The 15372-nt window shown below is 41.5% G+C and carries 13 protein-coding genes and 1 tRNA gene; 9 read left to right on the top strand and 5 right to left on the bottom strand.

Features of this window, described 5'->3' with window-relative positions; translation table 11 throughout:
- Positions 1-5: 5 nt before the first annotated feature.
- From GSF09_RS03950 to GSF09_RS03915, 8 genes are all read left to right on the top strand, one after another.
- On the top strand, positions 6-1274 hold the full coding sequence (locus GSF09_RS03950) for an MFS transporter (protein ID WP_159799640.1): 1269 nt from the start codon (positions 6-8) through the stop codon (positions 1272-1274).
- Positions 1275-1299: 25 nt separating this feature from the next.
- Positions 1300-2052 carry an SDR family NAD(P)-dependent oxidoreductase gene (locus tag GSF09_RS03945; protein ID WP_159799639.1) on the top strand — a complete coding sequence of 251 codons (753 nt, stop codon included), beginning with the start codon at positions 1300-1302 and terminating at the stop codon, positions 2050-2052.
- Positions 2053-2060: 8 nt separating this feature from the next.
- Positions 2061-3068, top strand: coding sequence for a sugar kinase (locus tag GSF09_RS03940; protein ID WP_159799638.1), 1008 nt, complete (start codon positions 2061-2063; stop codon positions 3066-3068).
- A gap of 2 nt (positions 3069-3070) precedes the next feature.
- A complete protein-coding gene (locus tag GSF09_RS03935) occupies positions 3071-3742 on the top strand; it encodes a bifunctional 4-hydroxy-2-oxoglutarate aldolase/2-dehydro-3-deoxy-phosphogluconate aldolase (protein WP_159799637.1) in 672 nt (223 codons plus the stop codon).
- 7 nt (positions 3743-3749) lie between these two features.
- Positions 3750-4811 (top strand): T9SS type A sorting domain-containing protein, encoded by a 1062-nt coding sequence (locus GSF09_RS03930; RefSeq protein ID WP_159799636.1) that lies wholly within the window; start codon positions 3750-3752, stop codon positions 4809-4811.
- A gap of 107 nt (positions 4812-4918) precedes the next feature.
- Positions 4919-6055 carry a radical SAM family heme chaperone HemW gene (hemW, locus tag GSF09_RS03925; RefSeq protein WP_159799635.1) on the top strand — a complete coding sequence of 379 codons (1137 nt, stop codon included), beginning with the start codon at positions 4919-4921 and terminating at the stop codon, positions 6053-6055.
- 10 nt (positions 6056-6065) lie between these two features.
- The gene (locus GSF09_RS03920) at positions 6066-6830 is read left to right on the top strand and encodes a cyclase family protein (protein ID WP_159799634.1); all 765 of its coding nucleotides are present in this window, start codon (positions 6066-6068) and stop codon (positions 6828-6830) included.
- A 4-nt stretch (positions 6831-6834) separates the two neighbouring features.
- On the top strand, positions 6835-7206 hold the full coding sequence (locus tag GSF09_RS03915; RefSeq protein WP_159799633.1) for an MmcQ/YjbR family DNA-binding protein: 372 nt from the start codon (positions 6835-6837) through the stop codon (positions 7204-7206).
- A 3-nt stretch (positions 7207-7209) separates the two neighbouring features.
- Here GSF09_RS03915 and GSF09_RS03910 read toward each other — a convergent pair whose 3' ends face one another.
- Both GSF09_RS03910 and GSF09_RS03905 read right to left on the bottom strand, forming a co-directional pair.
- Positions 7210-8310, bottom strand: coding sequence for a DUF4407 domain-containing protein (locus GSF09_RS03910; protein WP_159799632.1), 1101 nt, complete (start codon positions 8308-8310; stop codon positions 7210-7212).
- Positions 8311-8434: 124 nt separating this feature from the next.
- Positions 8435-9823: a dipeptidase gene (locus GSF09_RS03905; protein ID WP_159799631.1), complete on the bottom strand. Its 1389-nt coding sequence runs from the start codon at positions 9821-9823 to the stop codon at positions 8435-8437.
- Between the two features lie 144 nt (positions 9824-9967).
- Between GSF09_RS03905 and GSF09_RS03900 the strand changes: the two genes are divergently transcribed.
- Positions 9968-10049, top strand: a tRNA-Leu gene (locus GSF09_RS03900).
- 99 nt (positions 10050-10148) lie between these two features.
- Here the strand turns inward: GSF09_RS03900 and GSF09_RS03895 are convergent.
- The 3 genes from GSF09_RS03895 to GSF09_RS03885 all read right to left on the bottom strand — a co-directional run bounded on the left by GSF09_RS03895 (position 10149) and on the right by GSF09_RS03885 (position 15259).
- A complete protein-coding gene (locus GSF09_RS03895) occupies positions 10149-13475 on the bottom strand; it encodes a CotH kinase family protein (RefSeq protein ID WP_159799630.1) in 3327 nt (1108 codons plus the stop codon).
- 190 nt (positions 13476-13665) lie between these two features.
- Positions 13666-14487, bottom strand: coding sequence for a ferritin-like domain-containing protein (locus GSF09_RS03890; protein ID WP_159799629.1), 822 nt, complete (start codon positions 14485-14487; stop codon positions 13666-13668).
- 22 nt (positions 14488-14509) lie between these two features.
- Entirely contained in the window at positions 14510-15259 is a 750-nt protein-coding gene (locus tag GSF09_RS03885; RefSeq protein ID WP_159799628.1) for a ferritin-like domain-containing protein, read from the bottom strand.
- Positions 15260-15372: the final 113 nt, after the last annotated feature.

Raw genomic sequence — 15372 nt, 5'->3', positions numbered from 1 at the left:
TACAAATGAAGATTAAAGGATTGCGCTGGTGGATAATTGCCCTTATAGGCATAGCAACCATCATTAATTATATTGACCGTTCCGCATTGTCTATTATGTGGCCTGCAATGGGGAAGGATTTGGGTATGGATGACAGCGATTATGCATTAATACTCAATTTATTTATGATAGCTTATGCCATAGGGCAGTCGGTATCAGGAAAAATGTTTGATAAGATAGGTACCCGCATGGGGTATGTTATTGCCATTTTTATATGGTCATTATCCTCTTTGTTTCACTTTGCTGTAAGGGGGTTGTATTCGCTCGCTTTTGTAAGGTTGCTATTGGGTATATCCGAAGCAGGTAACTGGCCGGGTGCCGTAAAAAGCAATGCCGAGTGGTTCCCCATGAAAGAAAGGGCGGTAGCCCAGGGTATTTTCAATGCAGGGGCTTCAATAGGTTCGGTTATCGCGCCGCCGTTTATAGCCTTTATGTATGCCGGTTTCGGGTGGAAAACAACCTTTATTATAATAGGGAGCATGGGTATAGTTTGGATTATTCCCTGGCTGATTATTAATAAAAAGCAACCTGCACAGCACCCGTGGATAACGGAAGAAGAAAAACTTCATATAACGGGCGGTAACCCTGCAAACGAAGTTGCGGAAGCAAAAGCAGCACCTGCGCTTTCATTAAAAGAAATATTGTCACACAGGGAAGCATGGGGTGTGGTGGTTTGCCGTTTTTTCCTCGAACCCATATGGTGGCTTTTTGTAGGCTGGATGCCGCTTTACCTTCAAAAAACATATGGCTTTGATGTAAAACAGATTGGGCTTTTTGCATGGGTGCCCTATGTAGGCGCAGCACTTGGTAGTATTGCCGGGGGATGGTATGCGGGCAATGTTATAGCCCGTACCCATTCTGTAGATAAGGGGAGGAAAAACGCTATAATTATAGCGGGTGTCATCATGTTTTTAGGATTATTGGCTACTATATTTTTGGGCAATACCCCTTTAAAATTTGTGGTAATAGTATCCTTTGTGTTGTTTGGGTTCCAGTTTGCCATTGGCAATGTGCAGACACTGCCAAGCGACCTGTTTAACAGGAAATCGGTGGGAACGCTGGCAGGCTTTGGCGGAACAATAGGTGTGGTATCGGTAATCATAATGAATTTCCTTATACCGGTTATAACCAAAACAAGCTATACTCCGGCCTTTATAATTATTGCAGCCTTTGTGCCGCTGGGGGTACTTTCGGTATTCACCTTCATTAAAAAAATAAAACAGGTTAGAGAATAAATTAAATTATATAAATTAAGTTACAATGAAATTACAAGGAAAAGTAGCCGTTGTTACAGGCGGTGCCCGCGATATAGGCAGGGCAGTAGCCATAAAGCTGGCAAAAGAAGGAGCTAAAGTTGTGGTTAATTATTACCTTAGCCATGAAGACGGGGAAGAAACATTAAGGCTAATAAAAGAGGCTGGTGGCGAAGCAGTTATATTGCAGGGTGACATGACCAAGCAGGAAGATGTTGCTGCCCTTGCAGGCAAAGCCAGGGAAGCCTTTGGTGAAGAAGTACATGTTTTAGTTAATGTGGCAGGAGGGCTTATTGCCCGTAAAACCATAGAGGAAATGGATGAGTCTTTCTTTTATACGCTTATAGATGTTAACCTTAAGTCGGTTTTCCTGGTAACAAAAGCTTTCAGGCCGATGATGAAAAGCGGGGCTTCCATCATAAACTTCGCTTCGCAGGCAGGCCGTGACGGTGGCGGGCCCGGCGCAGCTATGTATGCTACTGCAAAAGGTGGCGTTATGACTTATACCCGTTCACTTGCCAAGGAATTTGGCCCACATGGCATTCGTGTAAATTCACTTTGCCCGGGTATGATTGCCACTGCATTCCATGATACATTCACCAAGCCTGAGGTAAGGGCTAATGTTGCTGCTGCCACACCACTAAGAAGGGAAGGTAAAGCAGAAGAGGTTGCCGATGTTGTGGCTTACCTTGCCTCTTCAGAATCTTCTTTTGTAACAGGAAATAATATAGATGTTAACGGCGGTACCGCTTTTAGTTAATAATTATAATGAAGAAAATTGTCACCTATGGTGAAATACTGGCGCGCCTTTCCCCACCCGGATATAAAAAGGTGGTACAGGCAAACCAGCTTGATATATATTACGGAGGTACCGAAACAAATGTTTCGGTTTCCCTCTCCGTAATGGGGCTTGATACGTTGCATGTAAGCAGGGTTTCAGCCGATTTTTTAGGAAAAGCAGCTATAAATTATTTGCGCGGGCATGGGGTTGATACTTCCTATATCCAGCAGGGTGAAGAACCGCTTGGCCTTTATTTTTCAGAACCGGGTTCGGTAGTGCGCTCAGGCGTTATAAGCTACAACAGGAATCATTCTGCTTTCAGGGCAATGAACCCCGGCAATATAAACTGGAGGGAGATTTTTCAGGGAGCAAAGTGGTTTCACTGGACGGGGCTAACACCTGCACATTCTGAAAATAATTATACGGCTTTAAAACAGGCGCTTGTAACAGCCAGGGAAATGGGTGTAACTGTTTCGTGCGACCCGGCCTACAGGATGGGGTTATGGAAATATGGAAGGGAGGCACATGAAACGCTTCGTGAACTGGTAGCCTTTACAGATGTGTTTATTGGAGGGGCGGAGCAGTTTAACGAGTTACTGGGAACTGATTTTTCTTTTTCTGATGAGGATTTTAGTAAGGGATGTGCCGCCATGAAAAAAGAATTTCCGCAGATAAAAAAAGTGTATGATAAAACCAGGACAGGTAAAAATGCTTCCTGGCACAGTATTGAGGCCCGTGTATGGGACGATAACAAAGTTTATAACTGTAACCCGATAGAAATTACGCATATAGTGGAAAGGATAGGTACAGGCGATGCTTTTGCAGCAGGTGTTATATATGCCGAACTTAATGATTATACTGCACAGGAAGCCGTTGCTTTTGCCAATGCAGCCTGCGCCATAAAACATACAATAGAGGGCGACGCCAACCTGGCGGATGCCGAGGAAATTAAGCAGATTGCCGAAGGTAATACCTCCGGCAGGTTAAAAAGATAGATATGGCTGGATTTACAAAACTCGAGGTTTTAAAAACGGTTGATGAAATTGGTATTGTACCTGTTTTTTACCATCCGGATATAAATGTTTGCAAAGAAGTGCTTACAGCCGTTTACAATGGAGGTATAAGGATTTTTGAGTTTACAAACCGGGGCGAAGGTGCACATAAGGTATTTGAGGAATTGGTGGGTTGGGCAAAAACAGCACTGCCAGGACTTATTTTAGGTATTGGCTCGGTTATAGATGCCGGTACGGCCTCCATGTACATACAGCTTGGGGCAAACTTTGTGGTTGCACCTATAGTTAATCAAGAGGTAGCCGTAACCTGCAACAGGAGAAAAATACCCTGGATGCCTGGGTGCGGTTCGCTTACTGAAATAAGCTATGCTGAAAGCCTTGGGGCAGATATTGTAAAAATTTTCCCAGCGCAACAGGTGGGCGGCCCTGATTTTATTAAGGCAGTAAAGGCACCATGCCCCTGGGTAAATATTATGCCTACAGGAGGTGTGCAGCCAACAGAAGGTAATTTAAAGGAATGGTTTTTGGCAGGGGCACACTGTGTTGGGCTTGGCTCACAGCTTTTTGTAAAAAACCAGCAAGGTAAATATGATGCCGAAGCTATAACAAAGGCTGCAGCACTATCTGTAAATGCATTTAAAAAATGGAGAAAATAAGAACGATATGAAAATATTTAAAATTTTACCTTTAATGTTCCTGGGCACTGCTGCACAGGCGCAGCTTGTTACCCTAACCGCCGACGGGCCGGGCGATACCTATGAACTTATTAACAGCGTGCTTGCACCAGGCTATAATGTTATTGAAACACCCGATTGCGCCCACCCTGAATTTGGCCGCCACATTGAGGAAGTTTGGGATAATGACCTGAATAAGTATGTTTTTAAATTCCATATTCATGTAGAGCCTGATAACGACCGTTGCATAAAATTTGACCGCCAGCGAAATGAAATTAAAACCTATAACCAGTCGCCGGCGCACCTTATAGGTACATATGGCGAAACTGTAACTTACACATGGAAGTTTAAGCTGGACAGCGGTTTTAAGGCATCTAATAAATTTACACACATACACCAGATAAAAGCGTATGGCGGGCCTCACGAAAGTATTCCCGTGTTTTCCCTGATACCAAGGAAGAGCGGCAGTAATGAAAAATTACAGGTAATGCATTCTGACAGTATAGCTTCGGTTGAAATTGCCAGTGCACCGCTCAGCAATTTTAAAGGTACCTGGGTTGAGGTTACTGAAACCATTAAGTATGCTGAAAATGGTACTTATTCCATTAGCATTAAACGTGTAAGCGATAATTCAGTTTTATTAAGTTATAATAACCCGAACATAAGGACCTGGCGGGAAGACGCCGATGGCATACGCCCGAAATGGGGTATATACCGCAGCTTATTAAGCCCGGAAATGATAAGGGATGAGCAGGTGCTTTTTGCTGATTTTTCAATACAGGAAGTAACCTTAACAACCCTGCAGCATGAGTTGCCGGAACCTGCCGGAGAAACCCTGTTTTTCCCTAACCCTGTAAATGACAACCTGCATTTGGGAACAAAGCAAAAATGGGATACAATTACTGTTATTGATATGCAGGGCAAGGTAATAATGGAAAAGAAAAATTTAAAAACTGGCGTGCTTAATGTATCATCATTAAAAGCCGGGACTTATATTATACAGCTTAAATCGGAAAAGAGGAATGTTTCCTCAAAATTTATTAAGCAGTAAGACTACACCATAATAATTTTAGTTTTTTGAGATTTGGGTTTAAAGCCTGCAGGAGCAACCCCTGCAGGTTTTATTTTTATATGGTTAAAAGGTTGTAGCTTTGCGCCATGGCGGGCATTTATATACATATACCCTTTTGCAGGCAGGCATGCCATTATTGCGATTTCCACTTTTCCACTTCGATGAAGAAAAAGGATGAGATGGTAAATGCACTTGCCAAGGAGATAAGCCTGCGCAAAAATGAGTTGCATCAGGAAACAATTGAAACCATATACTTTGGCGGAGGAACCCCCTCTGTGCTTTCTGATGCGGATATTCAGTACCTCATTGAAACCGTTTATAAAAACCATACGGTTTGTATTAATCCCGAAATAACACTGGAAGCCAATCCAGATGATCTTTCGGAGGAGAGAATTAAAGGGCTGGCAGTAACACCTGTAAACAGGCTTAGTATTGGGGTACAGTCTTTTTTTGAAGAAGACCTGAAACTTATGAACCGGGCACACAACGCTGCACAGGCTGAAGCCTGCCTTAGCATTGCGTGTAATTATTTTAATAATATTTCCATAGACCTTATTTATGGCATACCCGGTATGGATAACAGCCGATGGATAAAAAATATAGAAAAAGCCTTGTCTTTCGGTATTCCACATATTTCCAGTTATGCCCTTACTGTTGAGCCAAAAACCGCATTGGATGTTTTTGTGAAAAAAGGAGTGATACCACAACCCAGTGATGAAGCTGCCCGCGAACAGTTTTTACTGCTTATAGAGAATCTTGAAGCGAAAGGTTTTATTCATTATGAGCTGTCCAATTTTGGCAGGGAAGGCTACTTTTCCCGAAACAATACTGCTTACTGGCTGGGCAAAAAATATATAGGCATAGGCCCCTCGGCACATAGCTATGACGGTTATTACCGCAGTTGGAATATTGCTAATAATACGCTTTACCTTAAGTCGCTTAATGAGGGCAGGCCACCCCTTGAAAAAGAAAAACTTACTACAGCCGACCGTTATAATGAATACATTATGACAGGGTTACGTACCATTTGGGGAATATCTGTAGAACGTATTAATAATGAATTCGGAAGTTTGTATGCTGATTATCTTTTAAAGGAGTCGGCTGTCTTTATAAAAGAAGGACTGGTGTCGGTTCAGGATAATACAATAACCACAACCCGTAAGGGAAAATTTTTGGCAGATGGCATTGCCAGCGACCTGTTTTTTTTAAATTTGAAGGAGTAAACTCTTTTAAATGAAAGTTACCGTAAATTATGAGGGCAGGATTTTTGAAACAGATTTTTCCCGTCCTGTTGATATATCTATACCTTTAACCGATACTGATACCAACCCTTTGGCATGGTATATTGATAAACCTGTTATTGAGCCTGTAAAAATGGGCGACTGGATAGGCAAAGTAAGTAAGGGGGCGTCAACAAATTTTAATACTATTTCATTTAATCCGCATGGGCATGGCACGCATACCGAGTGCCTTGGGCATATTACCAAAGAGTTTTACAGTATAAACCAGGCATTGAAAAAGTTCTTTTTTACCGCGCAGCTTATTTCCGTTACACCAATTATGCAGGGAGGTGATTATGTAATTACAAAACAGCAATTGGAAGTAGCTTTAGGAGGTAAAAATGCTGAAGCGGTTATAGTACGCACATTGCCTAATGATACCGGCAAAAAATCAAGGAACTACAGTAATACAAATCCACCTTATTTTACAGCAGATGCCGCTTTATATTTAAAAGAATCAGGAGTTATGCACCTTTTGACTGACCTCCCCAGCGTGGACAGGGAAAAAGATGAAGGAAGACTTGAAGCACATAAAGCTTTTTGGAATGTAAAGGATATAAATAACCTTAATAATGATGCAAGGCTGGAAGCTACAATAACCGAAATGGTTTTCATTCCGGATGAGGTAAAAGATGGGGAATACCTGCTGAACCTGCAGATAGCTTCCTTTGAAAATGATGCGAGCCCAAGCAAGCCGGTTTTGTATTATATTATATAAGTTTATGGATATTAAAGACTTTTACGATTACTGCCTTGCCAAAAAAGGCGTTACAGAGCATTTTCCATTTGATGAAGATACATTGGTTTTTAAGGTTGGCGGTAAAATGTTTGCCTTATCCTCATTAAGCGGATGGGAGAACAATGAGCCATCAGTAAATTTAAAATGCGACCCCGAACGGGCACTGGAACTAAGGGCAGAGTATGAAGGTGTAAAGCCGGGCTACCATATGAGCAAAGTGCACTGGAATACTGTAAGTGTAAATAAAGATGTTCCCGCAAGGCTTTTACGGGAACTGATAGATTTATCCTACGACTTGATTTTTAAAAGCCTTACAAAAAAGCTACAGGCAGAAATTGAATTACTCAGGGAATAAAAATTACATAACGCTTTTCTGCTTGTTGGCAAAACTGTCAGCCTGCATTTCCAGCATTTCTACAGCCTTTTTCTTTTTATAGTTGTATAGCTCTTTATCATTTCTTATTTCGGCATACACGTCATCATAAATACCCGCATCTGTGCTGCGCAGCAATTCCCGCTGGTAGTTATTTTGTGCAAGGTTCGTTTTTAATGCTTCCTCACTATCCTCCAGCTTAAAATCATATTCACCTTTGGGCGATAACAGTTTGGCAATAATAGGCGAGGTTTCTATAGCAAGGAATAACAGCATTATAAAAAATGATGGCAGCCATGGTAATTTGTCAAGTGCATTTATACGTGCCATAAGGCCGTCAAAACTATCTATCACCGGCTGTGTTTCGTTTATCTTTTTGTCCAGTTGTGCTTGCAGTATCCCGGCTTCTTTTTCTTTAGCTGCAATTTTTGCCAGGTTATTTGTTTTCAGGGCTTCGAGTTCTTTTAAAGCAGCATCATGCTTTTCTCTCTTTTCTTTATAAACAGGGCCCTTGCCAAGTTTCATTGTGCCGCTTGTGCCTTCAGCTTCGGTAATATAAGTGCTGTATAAATTGTTTACTTCTTTTTCCTTTTGTGCAATTTCAGATTTCAGGCTATCAATACCGGCTTTATTTCTGTCAAGGTCACTTTTGTAGTAATTGGAAACCTGCTTTTTATTGGCCATTGCCAGTGCATTTTTTTCTTTTAAAAGTACAGTGTCAATTTCCTTTTGGAATATTTTAATTTCCAAAGGCTTGGAAATAACTATTGCAATAATAACAGCAAGTATGATACGCGGAGTTGCCTGTATAAATTCCTGCCAGAACCTGTCGCGTTTGCGTATGGTAGAAACAATAAACCTGTCGAGGTTAAAAATGAGGAATCCCCAAAGCAAACCGAAGAAGGCTGCGGTATAAACATTATCAAAAACAGTATATAAAGCATAGGAAGTGGCTATCCATGCCATAAGAGCCGTAAAGAATACTGTTGCCCCTATACCGGCATATTTATTTTGCTCGCCGTTGGAACAGCTGTATATAATAGATTTATCTGCCCCTGAACAGGTGATGAAAAAACGTTTTAACATGATGATTATTTTTGATTGATGATGATTACAAATGTAACGCGTTTTTTGTCATATTGTTGCAACTGGTTGATATGTTTTGGTTTAAATAAAAAATCCGCCTCTTAGGGCGGATTTAAAAATTTATTTACTTACTCATTTCAGTAAAATGCTTATAGAACAACGGTATTGTTTCTATACCTTTCAGGTAGTTGAATATCCCGTAATGCTCATTAGGGGAGTGGATAGCATCACTATCCAACCCGAAGCCCATCATGATGGTTTTGCTCTTTAGTTCCTTTTCAAACAATGCCACAATAGGAATACTGCCTCCAGAACGAACAGGGATTGGCTTTATGCCAAAACTTTCTTCATAAGCTGCTGCGGCTGCCTTGTAACCTATGCTATCTATAGGTGTTACATAGGCCTGCCCGCCATGGTGTGGTTTAACTTTAACACGAACACCTTTTGGCGCAATGCTTTCAAAATGTTTTGTAAAGAGTTCGGTAATTTCCTTCCAGTCCTGGTCAGGCACCAAACGCATGGAAATTTTTGCATAGGCTTTACTGGCAATCACCGTTTTTGCACCTTCACCGGTATAACCGCCCCAAATCCCGTTTACATCAAGCGTAGGGCGTATAGAGTTGCGTTCGTTTGTAGTATAGCCTGACTCTCCATATACATCTTCTATATCAAGTGCGTTTTTATAAGCGTCAAGCGAAAAAGGTGCTTTGGCCATTTCATCCCTTTCCCCTCTGGAAAGTTCTTCTACCTTATCATAAAACCCAGGTATGGTTATATGGTTATTTTCATCATGTAGCTGTGCTATCATTTTAGCCAGGATGTTTATAGGATTGGCAACCGCACCGCCATATAAACCTGAATGCAGGTCTCGGTTAGGGCCGGTAACCTCAACCTCAACATAGCTTAACCCGCGCAGCCCTGTGGTTATTGAAGGCTGCGAGTTGGATATCATCCCTGTATCTGAAATAAGGATTACATCATTTTTAAGCTTTTCCTGGTTTCGCTCTACAAACCAGCCAAGGCTTGGCGAGCCTACTTCTTCTTCGCCCTCAATCATAAATTTTACATTGCAGGGAAGATTATTATTTTGCACCATATATTCCAAAGCCTTAACGTGCATAAACATCTGGCCTTTATCATCGCAGGCACCACGTGCAAAAATAGCTCCTTCGGGGTGTAGTGCTGTTTTTTTAATAACAGGCTCAAAAGGGGGAGAGTCCCATAAGTCTACAGGATCTGGCGGCTGAACGTCATAATGGCCGTAAACCAATACTGTAGGTAAATTTAAATCTATAATTTTTTCGCCATATACAATTGGGTAACCCGGCGTTTCGCATATTTCAACCTTGTCGCATCCTGCTTTTTCAAGACTTTCCTTAACAGCTTCTGCGGTATTGATTACATCCTGCGAATAGGCGCTGTCAGCACTTACCGAAGGTATTTTAAGTAGTTCAACAAGTTCGTTTATAAATTTTTCTTTATGCTGCTGAACGTAGCTTTTTATGTTATCCATTTTAAAATTAATGATATAGGGTTGTTTGCCAAAAATACAAAAAATATACAGTAAAAAATTTTTATGTTTTTTCTTTGAAAGTTGGAAACTATGCGTATATTTGCACCCACTTAATGAAACAACTACTTGTTTTAATTAACTCCTGCGGGTGTGGTGAAATTGGTAGACACGCCAGACTTAGGATCTGGTGCCTCACGGTGTGTAGGTTCGAGTCCTATCACCCGCACAAAAAGCCTCTGAATTTCAGGGGCTTTTTTTATTACTGCAAGCGAAAATTAATTATAACAATAAAGCCACCTTTTGGTGGCTTTATTGTTTCAGGCTTTTACCTTTTTATAATTTTAATTGTTTTTTCGGCAGTGCCGGAGTATATCTTTACAAGATAAATGCCTGTGGGTAAACTGCCTATATCAATACGCTGGTTATAGGTTTTTGGAGCCGACTGATAAACAGCCTGACCATATAAATTATATAAAACTACTTTATCCATTATAATTGTGGCAGCAATATTAATTTCAGTGTTGGCAGGGTTAGGATATACTTTTGCATCTGCCAGCTTTTCATTGGAAGGTGCAGCTAAAATGGTTTCGCCCTCTACGGCAATGTTATTAAAATGAACCCTTTTGCCCTCATCGGTAAACATATCGGAGCCGTCAAAGCGCAGGCGTACTTTAAAATCAGGATTGTTATTTGCGGCCGTTAAACCTGAAAAGTCCAATTCTGTTACTTCATAATTGCTGTTTATTGCTGTTGAAGCATTATTAAGCCCTGTTGCAGTCCATTGCGTACCATCCCAGTAATCGGCTAAAAGTGTTTGTGCTGCCCCATCCGATTCTATAGCAAACGAAAGTTTAATATTTTGCAAATTAGTTGTAGGTATTTGCAATTCGATGGTGTTTTCAAGCAAACCTGACTTAAAAGGCTGTTTAATTTGTATCCCTCTCATGATACCATCGGAATAAGGTATGTCATTATTTGCTTCCGGGCGGTAGTTTAAGGCTGTAGGTGCATTTCTTCGCTCCATAGAAGCCTTACGCCAGTTGGCATCGGCATTGGTGAAAGGATAGCCTTCAAGACATGAGTTATATGCTAACATCGCAGTAAGGCCATTACTTGCATAAGTAGCCTCCAGGTTCTGCAGTGGCGTATTATTCGGAATATCTGAATCCATTAACCAAAAATATACTACCTGCGCCTGGTTTTGTATTGGCTCAAAGTTTGCCTGTATCTGCATGTTGGCTGTTGGTGTAACCGTAATTAAAGGGTCAGTACCACTCACGTCTCCAGACCAGTGTGAAAATACAAAGCCGGGTTCGGCTATAGCTTCAAGCGTTACAGGTATTCCATTAAAATATATACCTGTCCACGGATATGGGTTTTCCGGTACACCCGGGGTTGAAGGCTCAATAGTAACGGTGTTAATTTTAACGATACCCGCATCTGTTCCGGAAACGTTTACTGTTATGTCAACTGTTGCTGATATATTAAAAAAGTTTTTAATCTGGTCACGCTGAATACCGGGCCTGTTAACACCCCAGCTTAAAAGGTTTTGCCTTTCTGCTTCCTGGTAAAAAAACTGCCTTGGGAAACGGTTGTTGTCTTCTGCCAGATAAGGCCCTATTTCATTAAACGTTTGGTTTACTATCAGGTTAAAGCGCTGGGTGGTAAAGGCAGTATTTAAAATATCGGCAAAGCGGTTTATAAAAGCTGTTTTAAAATCATTGTTTGCCAAAAGATGCCCTAAAAGTGTTTCATTAGCTGAGTTATTTATATTTGCCCAATGTTCCAGCCAATTGATGTTACTTTTTAGGGAAGCTTCAAAGTCCTGCACGTTCAGCCTCCACTTCCCGTCGCCATAATTGTCGTTTTCAGCAGTCCTTACTTTCCAAAAGTTACGTTCGTAGCTGTCGTTGGCAGCATAAATTTCAATAACCATATGGTCTATAAAAGATTGCATATCCAAAATATCGGCAGCCTGTGCAAACATTGTCCCGTCTGCCATATCATTTTGTATTATAAAATCCCTCATGCTGATATAGCTCTGGTAATCCGCATTATCACCTTCATCAAGTTCGCAGTTGCTGCCCTGGCAGTCAATCTGAACAATATTATCCTCATCGAGGTCAAAATTAAACGCATAATGGTTATTATCCAGGCGGTCTCTTAATGCCGTTAGCCCCCAGTATTCACCATTTATAAAATGTATGGCAGGCTGTATGCGGGCAATACCGTTAAATACGGGCTGCATAACCCGGTTAAAAACCACATCATAAGCAATGGCGCCGCCGGTACCGTCACCTCTTAGCATTATGCGCTTATATTCATCATTATCCGGCACTGTGGCTCCGGGAATTTTATCTTCAAAAAAATCATATTCAAAAACATCTTTTTCATCATAATCACTGCGGGCATAAAGGCGCAGGTTTTTAATACCCAGTGTCCTTGAATTGTTGCCGTGAATCCTGAACCCTGCATTGATATCCAGTGCAGAGTTAAGCGTTACCGGCTCAAAGTACTCAACGTGTACAGGGTATTCCCAGTCAGAGCCACTCCTCCAGTAGTTAGACCATTCCGGCCTCCACCATTGGTTATTGTCAGGGTTGTTGGCCCTCCATGTATCAAAATCAATTCCCGATGTGTAAACCCCGTCTTCATAGTCAAAAAGGTAATTTTCCTGTATTTGCAATGATATTACGGGTATTTCATAAGGATTGCCGCCACTCCACACAAAAAATGTTTTAGATACGGTTTTAGAGCCTATGCCGTTTATAAATGTACGTGCCTTAACCACTGTAGCTTTTCTTACAGGAGTTGCCGGGGTGTATAGCGGATGCTGGCGTGTATTTTTATTTGCCAGCTGGTCAGGTTCGGCAGAACGGTCATAAATATTTATAGGTGCATTATAAGTGCTCGAGGTATATGAGTCGGTCAATAACGGGCCTGGTTCATCGGTTGCCTCCAGCTTGTACGCATTTTTGTACTCATAAACAGTTCCGGCAAGGTTATCCAACGCAGGTTCAGAACCATCAAGAGTATAAACAATAACAGCATTTGGGTTGCTGTGCGATAAAACAAGGTTAAAGGCTTCATTATAAAGCCCTGAATTATGCGAAAATACGGGAGGGACAAGTAACTCCGGTAATGCTGTTCCTGTATTTGCAGCACCGGGAGTAGGAGTATAAAAGAAAAGCCAGTCACCTGTGCCGTCGGGCTGTCTGCCAGTGGATACATCGCCCTGCAAAGTTGTTGCGGGTGCTTCGTTTATAGTTGTACCGCCTGGGTGTGTAAGTGTAATTGTTTCACCATCAGCACTGATTTTAAAATTAGCGTGCAGTGGCTGTCCTGCTATAGCCCGATTTTTGTCTGAGGCCCATACAATTATAAACTCGTTTGGCTCAAGTGTAACTTCAGGTAAAACCCATTTAAATGGTTCGGCTGCATCGTCAGTAAGGCCATAACCTTCAAGGTTTACAGGAACAGAGCCATAATTATACAATTCTATCCAGTCTTCAAAGTCACCGTCTTCATCTTCAACAATGGATGTGTTGGATGACATTACTTCGTTTACGGCAATATCCTGTGCTTTAAGGCCAACGAAGGATAACAACAGTACAAAAAGCAAAACAGATTTTGCAATAGTAAATTTGTTCATGGTTGTTTGGTATTAAGAGGGGTTATAGTTACTATTTAAATAGAAATAAATGTGGATAGCTAATCCTAAATTCATGCAAAAATAATGTTTTGTACAAATGGTAAAAGTTTTTATCTAATTAAATATTAAATAACTATAATAAAAAAAGCCCTTGGCAATCAAGGGCTTTGCAACTAACTTTAAATTTAAACTATGGAACTATAAATAAACTTGCTATACTGGTAGCCTGTGCCCCTGTTAAAGGTTCGTCAAAGGATTCCGGCCCGGCAGCTGACGGTATGCCTGATACCGAGGATGTATTAAAAAATAACTGCATGGAATTATCTTCACCATCATAAACGGCTTGCGCTGCTTCCGGCAACCCGCCCCTGTCATCGCCTTCTATCCATCCTTTTTCCATGCGCAGCCTTCTTACCTGGGATGCATGCCTTGCTTCAACAGAATGTATCTGTAAGGCAGCCTTTAGTAATGCCGGCTGGCCTAAGAGGTTGCCTGCCTGCCCTTTGTATGCCCTTACGCCTGTGTCTTCAAATGCCTGTGATAGAGCTAAGAAAGTGTCATAATCGCCAAATGGGTTAAATGGCCCCCCGGGATTTCCCTGCCCACCTGTAAAATCAAATGTCGGCCTTGCAGGAGCCGCATCTCCTAACTGCGATACAAGAAATTCCACATGGTCTTTTTCATGTTTGGCTATCTGTGTAAATATGGTTTGGTGTGCCGATGGAATAAGCCCTGTAGTGGCCAGGGCAGTCGCGTAAAATTCATCTTCAAGGTATTCTAATATTAATGCAAGTTGTAAAGCTTCTATAGGAGTTTCCTGCGGCCCAAAAAATGTTGTGCTTGCTGCACTGCTTTTTTGAGGTGCTAAAAATGTGGCGAGGCCGAACGGTATGGCAGCCATGGCGGCATTTTTTCCTACTGTGCCAAACTGGCCAAAACTGTCTCTTCTGGAACTTTTACTATTAAGGAAACTTTCGTTGGTAAAAGATTCTATAAATTTTATAATATTCATGATATGAGTTTTAAGTTAATAATTAAGGAAGGTATTTAGCGGTAAAAGGGGTTTGTATAAAATCAAGCCCCGATACTTTAGTTACTATTTCAGATGGCTTTTGTGCCACCTCAAGTCCATCATCGTTTATTATATCATCACCGGCAAAGTCGGCAGTACCGGGATTAAGGATGCTTCGTATTGCAGAAGCATGCCTTGCTTCCACTGATACTATTTTTCCCGCAATAAGCAGGTAGCTTGCTTCACTTATATACATACCTGCGCCGTTATAGGCTGAAACACCAGTATCTTCAAGAGCCATAGCAGTGCCCAATACACTCTCCCTGTTGCCAAAGTTTACACCACTGTAGCTAAAGTCCAGCCCGGGCAGTACCCTTTCAGGGCTTACAAGGCTTGAAATTGCAGCTTTAAAAAATTCCCTGTGTATAACTTCATGGTAATACAGGTCTTCAAGCACAGCCCTTTCATCAGCATTAAAAGTTGAGCCGAAAGTATTGCTGTTTACTACCTTGTCATAAAAATCGGCTTCCAGTTGCTCAAGTGCATATGCATAGGTAAGTATGCCAATGTCGCCTCCACCAAGGTCAAAAACACCGTTTCTTACGCCGGGAAGCTGGTTCTCATCTTTTATCCTGCCGCCGTCATCATCGCTGCTGCAGCCTGCAATAATAAGCCCGGTGCCTGCTACGGCAAGCCCGCTCAGTTTAAGGAAGCTGCGCCTGTTGTGCAGGCTGCCTGTACTTACTTCCTTTACATTTACTGTGTTTTTCATGATTTAAAATATTAAGGGTTAATAATGTATGAATAGTAATGCCTTGGCTTTTATATTATATGATATACGAGAAGCAAATGCAGATGGTTTTAGCATGAATGTGTTATAGTTAT

Origin of the sequence: Flavobacterium sp. MK4S-17 (assembly GCF_009848495.1) — a bacterium.
In the GTDB taxonomy this organism is placed as follows: Bacteria; Bacteroidota; Bacteroidia; order Flavobacteriales; family Flavobacteriaceae; genus Flavobacterium.
This window is presented reverse-complemented; position numbering and strand designations above follow the sequence as displayed.